This is a genomic window from Myxococcus sp. AB025B, from assembly GCF_006518215.1.
GTDB classification, from domain to species: domain Bacteria; phylum Myxococcota; class Myxococcia; order Myxococcales; family Myxococcaceae; genus Myxococcus; species Myxococcus fulvus.
Genome location: NZ_SRLW01000025.1, coordinates 34,375 through 52,985 on the forward strand (window position 1 = coordinate 34,375; position 18,611 = coordinate 52,985).

Annotated in this window: 2 protein-coding genes; both read left to right on the plus strand. The window is 70.9% G+C overall.

The window, feature by feature from the left end; all coding sequences use genetic code 11:
- Nucleotides 1–163: 163 nt before the first annotated feature.
- The gene (locus tag FL311_RS06520) at nucleotides 164–2,464 is read left to right on the plus strand and encodes a TIGR02266 family protein (protein ID WP_141324074.1); all 2,301 of its coding nucleotides are present in this window, start codon (nucleotides 164–166) and stop codon (nucleotides 2,462–2,464) included.
- 191 nt (nucleotides 2,465–2,655) lie between these two features.
- Nucleotides 2,656–18,611: non-ribosomal peptide synthase/polyketide synthase (locus tag FL311_RS06525; protein WP_194869084.1), on the plus strand; the 15,956-nt coding region annotated here is incomplete at its 3' end.

The window sequence follows — 18,611 nt, forward strand, 5'->3', positions numbered from 1 at the left end:
CGGGGCATGGGGCCCGCGAGGCACCAGCGCCCTGCGGGTGCGGTTCCATACGAGGTACGTTGCCGCCACGCAACCTGGAAGGGCGGACTTTTTGACGCCCGTTCACTCGCACTTCAAGCGATAATCCGACCGGATTTTCCACTCACGTCTCAGGAACCGGGCTTTGACGGAATCGAATCAGGCGGCGGTCGGGTTGGTCGTGAAGCTGCCATTCGCGACGCCAGAGGAGTTCCTGGCGAAGTACGGGGGCAACGTCACGCGCGGTGGCATCTATCTGCGCGCCCGCGCGGTGAAGCCGCCCGGCACGGCCGTCGCCCTGGACCTGCGGCTGGCCAGCGGCGAGCGGTTGATCCACGCCCAGGCCGTGGTCCACTTCGTCACCGGACAGGGAGGCCAGGGCGTGGCCGGCATGGGCCTGCGCTTCCTGTCGCTGGACCCGCAGACGCGCCGCTTCCTCGACTCCGCGGTCGCCGCCCTGCCCCACGCCCAGTCGGACGTTCCCCCCGTCCCCTCGGGTGTCGGGGCCCCGGACTACACCGTCCCACCTCCGGCGGAGCAGGCCAACCCGCAGGTGGTGACCCGGCAGCAGGCCGCCAGCGCTCCGGTGGCCGCCGCGCCCGTGACGATGATGTCGGACGAGGCGCTGGACCTGAGCACGCAGGAGCCCAAGCGCGCGGGCGTGGTCATCGGCATCGACCTGGGGACGACGAACTCCTGCGCCGCGTATGTGCGCAACGGCAAGCCGGGCGTGCTCAACAGTCGTGAAGGGCACAACACGGTGCCCTCCATCATCGCCGTCAACACGCGCGGCAAGCTGGTGGTGGGCCACCCCGCGAAGGGGCAGATGCTCACCAACCCTCGACAGACGGTGTACGGCGCCAAGCGGCTGGTGGGTCGCGCGTACGACTCGGCCATCGTCGAGAACATCAAGGACAAGTTCCACTACGAGATCACCGCCGGCGCCAACGGCGACGCGGGCGTGAAGCTGTCCGACAAGGTCTACTCGCTGCAGCAGATCTCCGCGCTCATCCTGCGCGAGGTGCGCGAGGTGGCGCAGAATCAGCTGGGGCAGCCCGTCTCACGCGCCGTCGTCACGGTGCCCGCGTACTACAACGACAACCAGCGCCACGCGGTGCGGGAGGCCGGCAAGCTCGCGGGCCTCTACGTCGAGCGCATCCTGAACGAGCCCACCGCGGCGGCGCTCGCGTACGGGTACGGGCGCAAGCTCAACCAGCGCGTGCTCGTCTACGACCTGGGCGGCGGCACCTTCGACGCGTCCGTGCTGGAGCTGGCCGACAACGTCTACGAGGTCATCTCCACCGGCGGCGACACGTTCCTGGGCGGCATCGACTTCGACAACGCCATCGTCACGTACCTGCTGGAGGAGTTCCAGAAGAAGACGGGCCGCACGTTCCAGGGAGACCGCGTGGCGCTCCAGCGCATCAACGACGCGGCGGAGCGGGCCAAGTGCGCGCTGTCCGAGCGTTCGGAGATGCGGGTGCACGTCGCCTTCGTCACGATGATCGACGACAAGCCCTACGACCTGGACGTCACGCTCACCCGGCAGAAGCTGGTGGAGCTGACGGAGGGGCTCGTCGACCGGACGGTGAAGGTCTGTGACGAGGTGCTCAAGGCGAAGAACCTGGGCCCCAAGGACATCGACGAGGTCATCCTCGTGGGAGGCCAGAGCCGCTTCCCGCTGGTGCACGAGAAGATCACCCGCTTCTTCGGCAAGCCTCCGAGCAAGGGCGTCCACCCGGACGAGGCCGTGGCGCTGGGCGCGGCGCTCCTGGCGCACAGCCTGGGACAGCTCGAGGGCGTGGTGCTCATCGACGTGCTGCCCATGGCCATCGGCGTGGGCCTGCCCGGCGGGCGCTTCAAGCCCGTGCTGGAGCGCAACACGTCGCTGCCCTCCACCAAGAGCTACACGCTGTCCACGCATCGCGACGGCCAGACAGAGCTGGAGCTCACCGTGTTCCAGGGCGACTCTGAACGAGCGTCCGACAATGAGTACCTGGGCACGCTCAAGCTCGCCGGCCTGCCCAAGCTGCCTCGCGGCGCGGTGCAGGTGACGGTGACCTTCGAGGTCAACAACGAGTCGCTCCTCAAGGTGACCGCGCGTGAGTCCTCGAGCGGGCGCGAAGTGACGAGCACGTTCTCCACGAAGGACACACCGGAGGCGGTGAAGGCCCGGCTCGCACAGCTCGACACGGAGAGTGCGGCGGCGAATGTGCCGCCTCAACCCACCGCACCCTCCGCGCGCACCACGAGCACGTCCGGTGCGCGCGTCGTCAATCCGGTGCCGATGAAGCCCGCGGCATCCACGCCACCGGTGAATCGCACGCCCGCTGCGCGTCCGACAGCCGCGCAGCAAACCGCCGCTCCAGCGGTACCTGCGCTCGTCAGCCCGCCCCGACAGCGTGGCTTCATGAAGTGGCTGAAGGGCTTGTTCGGTCGCGCCTGAAGCGCGATTTCTTGCTGAGAGTGGATCAGCCCGTGCTCCACTTTCACACCGCTAATGAAGCTGCATGTGGGTAGTCGTTGTGGGCCGCGATTGTCGGGCTCGCCTGTTATTAAGCCGCCGGCCGAAAACAGCCCCGACGAGCCCCACACCCCATGCACGCTCCCTACCGAATCCTGAATGACGCTCTCCGTGTGCGCGCAGTTGGAGAGTCGTCGCGCCAGCCGCTCTACACGTTCCTGGGAGAGTCGGACGGCGACGAAGCCTCGCTGACGGCGTACGAGCTGGACCGCCAGGCGCGGCGGATTGCCGCGGTGTTGCAGTCCCGTGGCGCGGTGGGGCAGCGCGTGCTGCTGCTCTATCCACCGGGGCTCGACTACCTCGCGGGTTTCTTCGGGTGTCTGTACGCGGGTGCGGTGGCGGTGCCCGCCTATCCCCCGGATCCGACGCGCCTGGAGCGCACCCTCCCCCGCCTGCGCGCCATCATCGACGATGCGCAGGCCACGGTGGTGCTGACGACGTCGGGCATCCTGGGGCTCGCGGACTTCGTGTTCGAGCAGGCGCCGGACTTCCGGGCGCTCCAGTGGTTGTCCACCGACGACCTGCCCGAGGGCCCGGAGGACACGTGGAGGGAGCCCGACGTGGGCCCCGATGCGCTGGCGTTCCTCCAGTACACGTCCGGCTCCACGGGGACGCCCAAGGGCGTGATGCTGTCCCACGCGAACCTGCTGCACAACCTGGGGCTCATCTCCGGGGCGTTCCAGGTGCGCCGCGACAGCGTGGGCGTCATCTGGCTGCCGCCGTACCACGACATGGGGTTGATTGGCGGCATCCTCCAGCCGCTGTACGGCGGCTTCACCGTGACGCTGATGTCACCGATGTCGTTCCTCCAGCGCCCCATGCGGTGGCTGGAGGCGGTGTCCCGGTTCCGCGGGACGGTGAGTGGCGGACCGAACTTCGCGTTCGAGTTGTGCGCGCGACGGGCGACGCCGGATGAGGTGAAGGCGCTCGACCTGAGCGCGTGGGAGGTGGCGTTCTGCGGCGCGGAGCCGATTCGCGCCGCCACGCTGGAGCGCTTCGCGGAGGTGTTCGCGCCGGCGGGCTTCCGTCGCGAGGCGTTCTATCCCTGCTACGGCCTGGCGGAAGGCACGCTCATCGTCACGGGCGAGGAGAAGGGCCGCGTGCCGCGCGTGCATCATCTGGAGGATGCGGCGCTGTCGCGTGGGAGCGCGGTGCGGGTGGCCTCGGATGCGGCGGGGGTGCGTGCGCACGTGAGCTGCGGCGCGACGCTGGCCGAGCAGCGCCTGCTCATCGTGGACCCGGAGACGCGGGTGCCGCGCGCTCGGGGCGAGGTGGGCGAAATCTGGGTGTCCGGTGGGAGTGTCGCGCAGGGGTACTGGCGCAAGCCGGAGCAGTCCCGGGAGACGTTCCAGGCGCGGCCCGTGGGGGCGGAGGATGGGCCCTCGTTCCTGCGGACGGGGGACCTGGGGCTGCTGCTCGAGGACGAGCAGCTCGTCGTCACGGGGCGCCGCAAGGACCTCATCATCCTGCGGGGACGCAACCTGTACCCGCAGGACGTGGAGGCGGTCATCGAGCGCGCGCATCGACGCGTACGGCCCGGGGGCGTGGCGGCGTTCGGGGTGGAGACGTCGGAGGGCGAGGCGCTCGAGGTGGTGGCCGAGGTGGCGCGCGAGCTGGCCGAGTCGAAGGATGCCGAGGCGCTGACGGCCGTGGCGGATGCCGTGCGTCAGGCGATTGCGCGGGAGCTGGAGGTCCAGCCGAGGACCGTGGCGCTGCTGCCGCCGGGCGCCGTTCCGAAGACGTCGAGTGGGAAGATCCAGCGTTACGCGTGCCGCGCGGGGCTCGCCTCGGGCGAGCTGACCGTGCTGTGGCGCTCGGACCTGGGGGCTCCGTCGACTCCGGCACGCGATGCGCCCTCTGCGCCGACGCGCGACGACGTGCCTTCCGCGTCCGGTGTGCCCTCGACTGGAGACGCCGCGTCGTCCGCTATCGTGGCTTCGGGCTCCGTGGAGTCCTCCGCGTCCGGTGTGCCCTCGGCCGGAGGCGCCGCTTCGTCCACCATCGCAGCGTCGGGCGCCACGGGGAGAGCGGATGCGAGCGCCTCGAGCGTGCCTTCGCACGGCGGACCCTCCCTCAATGAATCGGGTTCTGTCAGCCGCACGGACGCGGGCTCTTCGCTGGCGCGGGCAGGTGCGGTCGCCGCGTCGTCCTCGGTGTCAGCAGCGGAGCTGGAGCGTGCGCTGCGCGAGGAGATCTCCGCCGTGCTGGGTGGGGCATCGTCGGCACTCGACGCGGATGCGCCGCTGACGCGATTGGGCATGGATTCGCTCGGTGCGGCGGACCTGCAGTCCCGCATCGAGAAGCGCCTGGGTGTACGGGTCTCCGCGGCCACGCTGCTCCAGGACGTGAGCCTCCAGGGCCTCATTTCGGAGGTCCTCAAGGCCGGCCAGGGCGGCACGGACTCGCGTCCGGGGCCCGTGGCACGAGGAGGCTCCGCCCCGGGAGACCACCCCGCGTCCTTCGCGCAGCAGCGCCTCTGGTTCATCCAGCAGCTCGAGCCGGCGTCGACCGCCTACCACATCCCCCTCGCCTTCTCGCTGCGTGGGCCGCTCGATACGCAGGCCCTGGAGCGTGCGCTGAACGAGCTGGTCCGCCGCCATGACGTCCTGCGGACCACGCTCACCGCGAAGGACGGCGTGCTCACCCAGCACGTCCACGCCCCCACCTCCGTCGCCCTCGAGACGGTCATCGCGGAGGCGGAGGATGTCGCGGACCGGGCCTCCGTGCTCGACGCGGTGGCCGTGCGCGATGGTCAGCGCCCGATGGACCCCGCGACGGGGCCGTTGCTCCGCTTCACCCTGGTCCGCTTCGCGGAGGAGGACCACGCCCTCGTCGTCTCCGTGCACCACCTGGTCGCGGATGGCTGGTCCATCGGCCTGATGGCCCGGGAGCTCGCGACCCTGCTCGTTGCGTTCACCCAGGGACAGCCTTCTCCTCTGCCCGCGCCCACGCTCCAGTACGCGGACTTCGCGGTGTGGCAGCACGAGCACCTCACCCCCAAGGCCCTGCGCAAGGAGCTGACGTGGTGGAAGCAGGCGCTCGCGGAGGCGCCGTCCCTGCTCGCGCTCCCCTCGGACCGTCCTCGCCCCCAGCGCCTGTCGTTCCACGGTGCCCGCCGCTCACGGCTGCTGCCCGCCGCGCTGATGACGAAGCTCCACGCGCTGGGCCGCCGTGAAGGCGTCACCCCGTTCATGAGCGTGGTCACCGCGCTGTCCACCGTGCTCCACCGCTGGAGCGGACAGTCCGACTTCGTGCTCGGCTCCGCGGTCTCCGGCCGCGAGGTCCCGGGCATCCGCGAGCTGATGGGCGACTGCACCAACTTCATCCCCCTGCGCGTCCGCCTGCCGACCGAGGCCACCGTGAAGGGGCTGCTCTCCGCCGTGAAGCAGAGCACCCTGGGCGCGCTCGCGCACTCGCATTGCCCGTTCGACCACGTGCTCGCGGCCGTGCAGCCCGGCTCACAGCGGCGCGAGCTGTACAACGTCGCCTTCGTCCTCGACGACTACGACATCCCCCGTGACCTGGCCGTGGGCCAGGGGCTCACGCTGGACGTGTCGCTGCTGGACAACCGCACCACCGAACTGGACCTCACCTTCGAGGCCGTCCACCGCCCCGAGGGCCTGCTCATCGGCTGCAAGTACGCGGCGGACCTCTTCGACGCGGAGACCATCGACCGCCTGCTGGGCCACCTCGAGGTCGTGGTCGGCGCGATGGCGGAAGCCCCCGAGCAGCGCATCGCCGAGCTGCCCCTGATGACGGAGGCCGAGCGTCAGCACGTCCTCCACGCCTGGAACCCCCACGCCGAAGCGCCAAGCGACGGCACGCTGGTGGAGCGCTTCGAGGCGCAGGTGGACCGCTCACCCGACGCCATCGCCGTCACCTTCGAGTCCACGCGCCTCACGTACCGCGAGCTGGACGGACGCGCGAACCGTCTGGCCCAGGTGCTGCTGCGCCACGGCGTGGGCCCGGATGTCCTGGTGGGCGTGTGCCTGGAGCGCGGGCTGGACCTGGTGGTGGCCCTGCTCGGCATCCTCAAGGCCGGCGGTGCCTACCTCCCGCTGGACCCGTCCTACCCCCGCGAGAACCTCGCGTTCATGCTGGAGGACGCGCAGGCCCCGGTCCTCATCACGCAGTCGTCGCTGGAGGACCGCATCCCCGCGCAAGGCAGCGCTGCCGTGATTCGCATGGACACGGACGCGGACGTCTCGGGCTCCGCCCCCCGTCCGCCGCGCTGCAATGCGCCGAGCGACCTGGCCTACGTCATCTACACCTCCGGCTCCACGGGTCGTCCCAAGGGCGTGATGGTGCGCCACGACAACGTCGTGCGCCTCTTCACCGCCACGGAGGCGTGGTTCCACTTCGGGCCCGAGGACGTGTGGACGCTGTTCCACTCGTACGCGTTCGACTTCTCCGTGTGGGAGCTCTGGGGCGCGCTCCTGTACGGCGGCCGACTGGTGGTGGTGCCGTACTGGGTGAGCCGCTCGCCCGAGGCGTTCCACCGACTGCTCGCCGACGAGCAGGTCACCGTCCTCAACCAGACACCCACCGCGTTCCGGCAGCTCATCCACGCCGAGCAGCAGGCCGCGGCGCGAGGACCGGTCGCGACGCTGTCCCTGCGCTACGTCATCTTCGGCGGTGAAGCGCTGGACATGGCCGCGCTGCGTCCCTGGTTCGAGCGGCACGGCGACGAGCAGCCGACGCTCGTCAACATGTACGGCATCACCGAGACCACGGTGCACGTCACCTACCGTCCCGTGCGGATGGCGGACGTCGACCGCCCGTGGTCCAGCGTCATCGGCCGCCCGATTCCGGACCTCCAAATCTACCTGCTGGATTCCTCCGGACAGCCGGTGCCCGTGGGGGTCCCGGGTGAGATTCACGTGGGGGGCGCGGGCGTGGCGCGCGGCTACCTGCGGCGACCCGAGCTCACCGCCGCCCGCTTCGTGGAGGACCGCTTCGGCGCCGTGCGTGGGCGCAAGCTGTACCGCGCGGGCGACCTGGCGCGGCGCCTGGCCAACGGCGACCTCGAGTACCTGGGCCGCATCGACAACCAGGTGAAGATCCGCGGCTTCCGCATCGAGCTGGGGGAGATCGAGTCCGCGCTGAGCACCCACCCCTCGGTCCGCGAGGCGGTGGTGATGGCCCGCGAGGACACGCCCGGGGACAAGCGGCTGGCCGCGTACGTCGTCCTGGGCGACCTGGACACCTCGGCGAGCGTGGAGCAGACCGCGCAGTGGAAGGCCGTCTACGACGAGACGTACACGCAAGGTGAGCGCAGCGAGGACGCCACCTTCGACATCTCCGGCTGGAACGACAGCTACACCGGAGGCCCGCTCCCGGCGCCGCAGATGCGCGAGTGGGTGGACACCACCGTCCGACAGATCCTGTCCCTGCGTCCCCGACGCGTGCTCGAGCTGGGCTGTGGAACGGGTCTGCTCCTGTACCGGCTGGCCCCCCGCTGCGAGGCGTACTGGGGCGTGGACTTCGCGCGCCCCGCGCTGGACCGCATCGAGCGTCAGAAGGAGCGGCTCGGGGAGTCGCTGCGCTCGGTCCACCTGCTGCACCGCACGGCGGACGACCTGTCGGGCATCGAGCCTCGCTCGTTCGACACCGTCATCCTGAACTCCGTCATCCAGTACTTCCCGAGCGGCGACTACCTGCTCCAGGTGCTCAAGGGCGCGGTGGCGGTGCTCAAGCCCGGGGGCCGCATCTTCCTGGGCGACGTGCGCAACCTGGAGGTGCTGGAGGCCTTCCGCGCCTCGGTGCGGCTGCACCGCGCGCCTCCGAACCTGTCCACCGCGCAGCTCCAGTACCGCGTGCAGCGCGACGTGATGGCCGAGGAGGAGCTGGTCCTCTCGCCCACGTTCTTCACGTCGTTGACCACGCGCCTGCCCGGCATCTCCCGCGTGGAGGTCCTGCCCAAGCATGGCCGCTACGACAACGAGCTGAGCCGCTTCCGCTACGAGGTCATCCTCCACGTCGGCGAGGCCACCTCGCTCCCGCGCCCCGATTGGACGGACGGCAGCCAGCTGTCGCTGGAGTCGCTGCGCCAGAAGCTGGAGGCCCGGCCGACGATGCTCGCGGTGCGAGGCCTGCCGAACGCGCGCATCCTCGATGACACCCGGCTGGTCGAGCTGCTGTCCGGCTCGGGTCGTCCGCCCCACGTGGCCGCGCTGCGCGAGGTGCTCCGCGACTGGCCCGGTTCGCGCGGCGTGGAGCCGGAGGACCTCTACGCGCTGGGCGGAGTGCTCGGCTACGACGTCAAGGTGAGCTGGGCGGGCGCGCACTCGAACGGCGCGCTGGACGTGGTCTTCACCCGCACGGGCGAGCCCGCGCTCTTCGACCTCACGTCCGATGAGGACCCGCGTCCCGTCGCCGCGCTGGCGAACGACCCGATGCGCGGGGCCCGGAGCGCGCGTGAGCTCGCGCGCATCCGTCAGGCCCTCACGGAGCGCCTGCCGCCGCACATGGTGCCGTCGGCGTTCGTCGTGCTGCCGTCCCTGCCGCTGACGCCCAGCGGGAAGGTCAACCGTGGCGCGCTGCCCGCGCCGGAAGCGGACCGCTCGGTCATCGAGGACGAGTACCTGGCGCCGCGGACTCCGATGGAGGAGACCGTCGCCCGCATCTTCTCGGAGGTGCTCGGCCACTCCCGCGTGGGCGCGCGCGATGACTTCTTCGCGCTCGGCGGGCACTCGCTGCTCGCCACCCAGGTGGTGACCCGACTGCGCGCGCAGCTCGGCGTCTCCCTGTCCCTGCGAGTCCTCTTCGAGGCCCCCACCGTCGAGCGCCTCGCCGAGCGTCTCGCGCCCCTGCAGGGCGCGCCCGCGGAGGCACGGCCGGAGCCCCTGGAGCGCATCGCGCGCACGGACGAGGCCCTGGCGGTGTCGTTCGCGCAGCAGCGCCTGTGGTTCCTGGAGCAGCTCCAGCCGGGACAGGCCGCGTACAACATCCCCGTGGCCCTGCGGCTGTCGGGACGTCTCGATGTCGAGGTCCTCCGCCGCACCTTCGCGGAGGTGGTCCGTCGGCACGAGCCGCTGCGCACCACCTTCGCCACCCAGGACGCCCAGCCGGTGCAGCGGGTCCACCCCGCGCCGGACGCCTGGGCGCTGGCCGTCGAGGACCTGAGCGCGCTCGAGCCCTCCGCGCGAGAGGCCGCGGTGAAGCAGCGGCTCTCCGAGGAGGCGCATCACCCGTTCGACCTGGAGCACGGCCCGCTGCTGCGCACGGCCCTGTTGCGGCTCGGCGCCGAGGAGCATCTGCTGTCGCTGTGCATGCACCACATCGTCTCGGACGGCTGGTCCATGGGCGTGCTGGTGCGCGAGGTGGCGCTGCTCTACGCGGCCTTCTCGCAGGGGCGTGAGTCGTCGCTCCCGACGCTCCCGGTCCAGTACGCCGACTACGCGGCCTGGCAGCGGCGCGTCCTGGAGGGCGACGCCGCGAGGACCCAGCTCGAAGGGTGGCGCACCCATGTCCAGGGCACTCCCGTGTTGGAGCTGCCCACGGACCACTCGCGTCCCGCGGTGCGGACCTCGCGCGGCGCGACGCGGTTCTTCTCGTTGCCGCAGGCCCTGGTCTCCCGCCTGGAGAAGCTGGCCCAGGCCGAGGGCTCCACGCTGTTCATGGTGCTGCTCGCGGGCTGGCAGACGCTGCTGTCGCGCTACTCGGGCCAGACGGACTTCAGCGTGGGCACGCCGGTGGCGCACCGCTCGCGTCCGGAGCTCGAGGGCCTCATCGGCTTCTTCGTGAACACGCTGGCCCTGCGCGCGCGACTGGAGGGTGACCCGACCTTCCTGGAGCTGCTGGGCCGGGTCCGCGAGGAGTCGCTCGCGGCCTTCGCGCACCAGGACGTGCCCTTCGACAGCCTCGTCGAGGCGCTGGGCGGCGCGAGGGACTTGTCCCGCACGCCCGTGTTCCAGACGGTGTTCGTGCTCCAGAACGCGCCGCTCCAGCCTCCGTCCCTCCCGGGCCTGAGCGTGGAGCTGCTGCCCACCGCGACGGACACGTCCAGGTTCGACGTCACCGTCTCGTTGATGGAGCGCCAGGGAACGCTGGAAGGACAGCTCGAATACAGCCTGGACCTCTTCACCCCGGACACGGCCGCTCGACTGGTCGAGCACTTCCAGCGCTTGCTCCAGGGAATCGTCGAGGACTCGCGCAGCCGGCTCTCGGCGCTGCCGCTGATGTCCGAGGCCGAGCGTCGCCAGGTGCTCGTCGACTGGAACGACACCCGTGTCGCCGAAGCCGCGCCCGAGACCACGCTGCACGCGCTCGTCGCCGCGCGGGCCCGGGCGGCTCCTGACGCCGTGGCAGTGGAGGCCGGGGCGCAGGTGCTCACCTACGGACAGCTCGACGCTCGCTCGAACCAGCTGGCCCGACACCTCTTGTCCCTGGGGTTGGGCATGGAGCCTCGCGTGGGCCTGTGCCTGACGCGAGGGCTGGAGCTCATCGTGGGCATGCTCGGCGTCCTGAAGGCCGGGGGCAGCTACGTGCCCATGGACCCGACGTGGCCCGAGCAGCGACTGGCCCATGTCCTCGCGGACGCGGGGCTCTCCTCGGTGCTCACCGTGGACGCCTTCTCCGAGGTGCTCCCGGCCCGCTCGCGTGTCCGGCTGGACTCGGACTGGAGCGTCATCGCGCGCCAGTCCACGGACCCGGTCTCGGTCCCCGCGAGCCCGGACCAGCTCGCGTACGTCACGTACACCTCCGGCTCCACCGGCCTGCCCAAGGGCGTGGCCGTCTCGCATCGCGCGGTGCTCCGGCTGGCCCAGGGGCTGCGCATGGCCACGGGGCCGGAGGACATCGTCCTCCAGGTCTGCGCGCCCACGTTCGATCCGCACGCCTTGGAGGTGTGGACCACGCTGGCGTTCGGCGCGCGGCTCGTCGTCTACCCGGCGCACACGCCCGAGGTGGCGGAGCTGGCGAGCCTCATCATCGAGCGCAAGGTGAACGCGGCCGTCCTGGCAACGGCCTTGTTCGACGTCATGCAGCAGCACCAGCCGGAGGCCCTGGCCCAGGTGCGGCGACTCGTCGTCGGTGGCGACGTGCTGCCCGCGCCTCGCGTCCAGGCGCGACTGGCGCAGGGCCGCTCCATCATCAACGGCTACGGTCCCACCGAGGCCACCGTCGTCGCCACGCAGCACACGCTGAACCCGGGTGACGTTCCGGGCGACTCCATCCCCATCGGTCGCCCGCTGGCCAACACGCAGGTCTACGTGCTGGATGCACACCTGCGTGCGGTGCCCGTGGGTGTTCCGGGCGAGCTGTTCATCGGCGGCCCGGGTCTCGCTCGGGGTTACCAGGGGCAGCCCGCGCTCACCGCGGAGCGCTTCGTGCCGCATCCCTTCGCCACCACGCCGGGTGAGCGGCTCTACCGCTCGGGAGACCGGGTGCGCTGGCGCCAGGACGGGACGCTCGAGTTCCTGGGGCGCATCGACTTCCAGGTGAAGGTACGCGGCTTCCGCATCGAGCTGGGCGAGGTGGAGTCCCTCCTGCGTGCCCACGCCGGAGTCGCCGAGGTCGCGGTGGTGGTGAGAGAGGACGCGCCCGGCGACAAGCGCCTGGTGGCCTATGTCGCGCCCGCCACCGTGGACGTGGAGGCACTGCGTGTCCACCTGCGGAGCCACGTGCCCGAGTACATGGTGCCGAGCGCGTTCGTCACGCTCGCCGCCCTGCCCCAGACGTCCCACGGCAAGGTCGACCGCAAGGCCCTGCCCGCGCCGCACTTCACGTCGGGCGCGGCGGACTTCGAGGAGCCCCGGACTGACTTGGAGCGACAGCTCGCGGACCTCTTCCGCGAGGTGCTGCGCGTGGAGCGCGTGGGCCGACAGGACGACTTCTTCCTGCTCGGTGGCCACTCGCTGCTCGCCACCCAGGTGGTGACGCGCCTGCGCGCCCGGCTGGGGACGTCGCTGTCCCTGCGCGCGTTCTTCGAGGCCCCCACCGTGGCGCGGCTCGCCGAGCACCTGTCCGCCGCGTCTCCCGTGTCCGAGCTGCCGCCCCTGGTGCCCGTATCCCGTGAGGCGGGCGCGCTGGAGCTGTCGTTCGCTCAGCAGCGGCTGTGGTTCATGGACCAGCTCCAGCCGGGCCTCGTGGCGTTCAACATGCCCGCGGCGCTGAGACTGCGCGGACCGCTCCAGGTGGACGTGCTCCGCCGGGCCTTCCGTGGCGTGGCTCAACGGCACGAGTCGCTGCGCACCACCTTCACGTCCCACGACGGAAGCCCCGTGCAGCGCATCCACGCCGCGCCCGAGCACTGGGCGTTGGAGGTCGAGGACCTGAGCGCGCTGGAGTCCTCCGCGGGCGAGGCCGCCTCCGAGCGTCGCATCGTCGAAGAGGCCCACCGTCCCTTCGACCTGGAGCACGGTCCGCTGCTGCGCACCGCCCTGCTGAAGCTGGGCGCGCGGGAGCACATCCTGCTGCTGTGCATGCATCACATCGTCTCGGACGGCTGGTCCGTGGACGTGCTGATTCGGGAGATCGCCGAGCTGTACACCGCGCTCCTGGAAGACAAGGCGCCCGCGCTGCCGGAGCTGCCCGTGCAGTACGCGGACTTCGCGGCGTGGCAGCGTCGGGTGCTGGATGGAGCGACGGTGGGCGCGCAGGTCGAGTGGTGGCGCTCGCGGCTCGAAGGGGCTCCCGTGCTGGAGCTGCCCACGGACCACTCGCGGCCTGCTACGCGCAGCTACCAGGGCGCGATGCACGCCTTCCGGCTGCCCGCGGACCTCGTGACGGGGCTGGAGTCCCTGGGACGCGCGCGGGGCGCGACGCTCTTCATGGTGTTGATGACGGGCTGGCAGGCGCTGCTGGCGCGGTACTCGGGGCAGCGGGATTTCACCACCGGGACGACGGTGGGCCACCGCGAGCGGCCTGAGCTGGAGGGGTTGATCGGCTTCTTCGTCAACACCGTCCCGCTGCGCTTCCAGTGGCACGAGGACCCCACCGTCGCGACCATGGTCCAGCAGGTCAAGGACGTGGCCCTGGCCGCCTTCGCGCACCAGGACGTGCCCTTCGAGCGGGTCGTCGAGGCCCTCGGCGGTGAGCGAGACCTGTCCCGCACGCCGCTGTTCCAGACGCTGTTCGTGCTCCAGAACACGCCCATGCGCGCCCCGTCGCTGTCGGGTGTGCAGGTGGACCTGCTGCCGAGCGCGACCCGGACGGCGCGCTACGACCTCACGCTCTCGCTGATGGAGCGCGACGGCGCGCTGGAGGGACAGCTCGAGTACAGCACCGACTTGTTCACCGAGGCGACCATCCGCCGGATGGCGGACCACCTGGGCGTGGTGCTCGGGGCCCTGGCCCGGGGCGGCTTGGAGCAGCGGCTCAGCCAGCTCCCGCTGATGCGCGGCGAGGAGCGCGAGACGCTCCTGCGCGCGTGGAACGACACCCACGTGGACCTGCCGGCCGTGGCGACGATTCCCGCGCTGTTCGCCGCGCAGGTGGCTCGGAGTCCGTCGGCCGTGGCGGTGGAGTTCGAGGGGCAGACGCTCACGTACGCGCAGCTCGATGAACGCTCGAACCAGCTCGCACATCACCTCCGCGCCCTGGGCCTGGGCGTCGAGTCCCGCGTGGGCGTGTGCCTGCATCGCGGGCTGGAGATGGTCGTGGGGGTGCTGGGCATCCTCAAGGTCGGCGGCTGCTACGTGCCGCTGGACCCGTCGTATCCGGCGCAGCGCCTGGCGTTCCTCTTCGAGGACTCGGGCGTGGTGGCGGTGCTCACGCAGTCCTCGCTGGAGGACGAGCTGCCCGCGGGCTCGCAGTTCCTGGTGAGCCTGGACTCCGAATGGAGCGCCATCGCGCGCAGGCCCACGCACGCGGTGAGCGCGGACCTCGCTCCGGACCACCTGGCGTACGTCTCATACACGTCGGGCTCCACGGGCACTCCCAAGGGCGTGGCCATCCCGCACCGAGGCGTCATCCGCCTGCTCACCGGTGCGCGCTTCGTGGACCTGGGGCCCAAGGAGGTGGTCCTCCAGCTCGCGCCGCTGGCCTTCGATGCGTCCACGCTGGAGCTGTGGGGCGCGCTGCTGTTCGGCGGCCGGCTGGTCATCTACCCGCAGGCGACGCCGGACCTGAAGGAGCTGGGCGAGGCCCTCGTCCGTCACCAGGTCTCACTGCTCTGGCTCACGGCGGCGCTGTTCGACCAGATGCAGCAGCATCAGCCGGAGGCGCTCGCTGGCGTGCGTCAGTTGCTCGCGGGTGGTGACGTGCTGCCCGCGCCGCGAGTGCGCGAGCGACTGGCGAGTGGCCAGGGGCTGGTGAACGGCTACGGCCCCACGGAGGGCACGACGTTCACGGCCTGCCACCGGATGTCCCCGGGTGACGACGTGGGCCTGTCCGTGCCCATCGGTCGCCCCATCGGGAACACCCAGGTCTTCGTCCTGGACGAGTCGATGCAGCCCGTGCCCGTGGGTGTGCCGGGCGAGCTGTTCATCGGTGGCGATGGCCTCGCGCGCGGCTACCTGGGCCAGCCCTCCCTCACCGCGGAGCGCTTCGTCCCCCACCCCTTCTCGACGACGCCGGGGGCGCGGCTGTACCGCTCCGGTGACCGCGTGCGCTGGGCGGAGGACGGCACGCTGCGCTTCCTGGGCCGCACGGACTTCCAGGTGAAGGTGCGTGGCTTCCGTATCGAGCTGGGAGAAATCGAGGCCACGCTCCGCGCCCACGCGGGAGTGGTCGAGGCCACGGTGGTGGTGCGCGAGGACTCGCCCGGCGACAAGCGCCTGGTGGCCTACGTGGTGCCGGAGTCACTGGAGACGGGAGCGCTGCGTGAGCACCTGCGGCGTCAGCTGCCGGAGTACCTGGTGCCCACCGCGTTCGTCGCGCTCCAGGCGCTGCCCCTGTCGCCCAACGGCAAGGTGGACCGCAAGGCGCTGCCCGCGCCGGAGCTCGGCTCGACGACGACCGTCTCCGAGGACTCCCTGCCTCTCCTCCAGCAGCAGCTCGCGGCGCTGTTCCGCGAGGTGTTGAAGGTGGACCGGATTGGCCCGGACGACGACTTCTTCGAGCTGGGAGGTCACTCGCTCCTGGCCACGCAGCTGGTGACCCGGGTGCGCGCGCTGCTGGGCGTGGACCTGCCGCTGCGCGTGTTGTTCGAGGCCCCGACGCTGGCCGGCCTCGCGCGACACCTCGAGGAGCTGATGCTGAAGGCGTCCCGGACGCAGATGCCGCCGCTGGTGTCGGTGGCTCGCGACGAGGTGTTGCCCCTGTCGTTCGCGCAGCAGCGCCTGTGGCTCCTGGAGCAGCTCCAGCCGGGACAGGCCGTCTACAACGTCCCCGTGGCGCTGCGGATGACGGGCGCGCCCGATGTCGAGGTGCTGACGCAGACGTTCGCGACGCTCGTGCGCCGTCACGAGGTGCTGCGGACGACCTTCGGTGCACGGGAGGGTGTGCCGTTCCAGCGCATCCAGTCCGCGCCGAATCAGTGGCTGTTGCCCGTGGTGGACCTGAGCATGCTGCCAGAGTCCGCGCGTGAATCGGCGCTGCGTACCCGGATGTCCGAGGAGGCGCATCACCGGTTCGATCTCCAGACCGGGCCGTTGCTGCGCACGGTGCTGGTGCGCACGTCCGCGACCGAGCATGTCCTGCTGCTGTGCATGCACCACATCGTCTCGGACGGTTGGTCCATGGGCGTTCTGGTGCATGAGGTGGCGTCCATCTACGAGGCGCTCGCGGAGGGTCAGTCCGTGCCCCTGCCCGAGCTGCCCGTACAGTACGCGGACTTCGCGGCATGGCAGCGCGAGTGGGTGAAGTCGGAGGGCATCCAGACGCAGCTCGAGGGCCTGCGTGCCCGCTTCACCGGCGCGCCCGCGCTGGAGCTGCCCGCGGACACCGTCCGTCCGGCGACCCGCACGATTCGGGGAGGCAGCCACTTCTTCACGCTGCCGCCGGAGCTGGTGGCGGAGCTGGAGACGCTGGCGCGGAAGGAAGGGGCCACGCTGTTCATGGTCCTGCTCGCGGCGTTCGAGGTGCTGTTGTCCCGCTACTCGGGGCAGCAGGACTTCTGCGTCGGCAGCCCCGTGGCGCAGCGCACCCGGTCCGAGCTGGAGCCGCTCATCGGCTTCTTCGTCAACACGCTGGTGCTGCGCGCCCGCGTGGATGGCAACCCGACGTTCAGCGAGCTCGTGTCTCGCGTCCGAGAGGAGTCCCTGGCCGCGTACGTCCATCAGGACGTGCCGTTCGACCAGCTCGTGGAGGCGCTCGGTGGCGAGCGCGAGGGCCGCAGGTCCCCGCTCATCCAGGTCATGTTCGCGCTCCAGAACGCCCCCATGCAGCCTCCCGCGCTTCCGGGTGTCCGCGTGGACGTGCTCAAGACCACGACGAACACGGCGCGACTCGACCTCACGATGTCGATGATGGAGCAGCCGGATGGCGGGCTCGATGGCGCGCTGGAGTACAGCCTCGACCTGTTCTCGGCCGCGTCCGCCGAGCGACTGGGACAGCACTTCCGCGTCCTGCTGGAGGCAGTGGTTCGTGATGCCCGGAGCCCCATCGCCGACCTCCCGCTGATGGGCGAGGAGGAGCGGCAGCAGGTGTTGGTGGGTTTCCAGGGGAGGACGGAGGCGTACCCGACGGAGGCGACGCTGCACGCGCTCATCGAGGCGCAGGTGCGACGCACACCGGAGGCGGAGGCGGTCCGCTTCGAGGGAAGCACCCTCACCTACGCGCAGCTGGATGCACGGGCGAACCAGTTGGCCCACCACCTGCGCACGCTGGGAGCCAAGCCCGGGGTGCTGGTGGGCGTGTGCCTGGAGCGCTCGTTGGAGTTGGTGGTGGCGCTGCTGGGAGTGCTCAAGTCGGGAGCGGCCTACGTGCCGCTGGACCCGGCATACCCGAGGGAGCGCCTGGCGGGGATGCTGGAGGACGCGGACGCGCCCGTCCTCGTCACGCACGAGAAGCTGAAGTCGGTGCTGCCGACGCACGGCTCGCGAGTGGTGAGCCTGGACACGGAGTGGGCCACGGTGGCCCGTCAGCCTGTGACTGCACCCACTCCGGTGGGAGGCGCGGACTCACTGGCGTACGTCATCTTCACGTCCGGCTCGACGGGCCGTCCGAAGGGGGCGATGAACGCGCACGCGGGCATCGTCAACCGACTCATGTGGATGCAGCAGGAGTACGGGCTGACGGCAGCGGACACGGTGGTGCAGAAGACACCGTTCAGCTTCGACGTGTCGGTGTGGGAGTTCTTCTGGCCGCTGCTGACGGGGGCGAGGCTGGTGGTGGCGAAGCCGGGAGGGCACCAGGACCCGGCGTACCTGGCGAAGCTGCTGCGGGACGAGCGAGTGACGACGGTGCACTTCGTGCCGTCGATGCTGCGAGCCTTCCTGGAGGAGCCAGGCATTGAAGGGCTGGGCCACCTGCGGCGGGTGGTGTGCAGCGGCGAGGCGCTGACGGCGGAGCTGGTGGCGAAGGCGCACGCGCGGCTGCCGTCTGGAGCGGAGGTGCACAACCTCTACGGCCCGACGGAGGCGGCGGTGGACGTCTCGTACTTCCACTGCGCGCGAGGCACTCCGCGCACGAGCATTCCGATTGGGCGGCCTGTAGCGAACACGCGGCTGTACGTGCTGGACGCGCAGGGCCAGCCGACGCCGGTGGGAGTGCCCGGAGAGCTCTTCATCGGCGGTGTGCAGGTGGGGCTGGGGTACTGGAGGCGGCCGCAGCTGACGGCGGAGCGCTTCGTGCCGGACGTGTACTCGCAGGTGCCCGAGGCGCGGCTGTACCGCACCGGAGACGTGGCGAGGTGGCTGGCGGATGGGACGTTGGAGTACCTGGGCCGCTCGGACTTCCAGGTGAAGCTCAGAGGCTTCCGGATTGAACTGGGAGACATCGAGGCGGCGCTGCTGTCACACGCCTCGGTGCGAGAGGCCGTGGTCCTCGTGCGCGAGGACTCCCCGGGCGACCAGCGCCTCGTCGCCTACGTCACCCAGTCCACTCCGTCCGCCGACACGAGTGGATTGAAGGACTTCCTGTCGACGCGCTTGCCCACCTTCATGGTGCCCTCGGCCTTCGTCGTCCTCCCGGCCTTCCCGCTGTCCCCGAGTGGGAAGCTGGACCGGAAGGCGCTGCCGGCCCC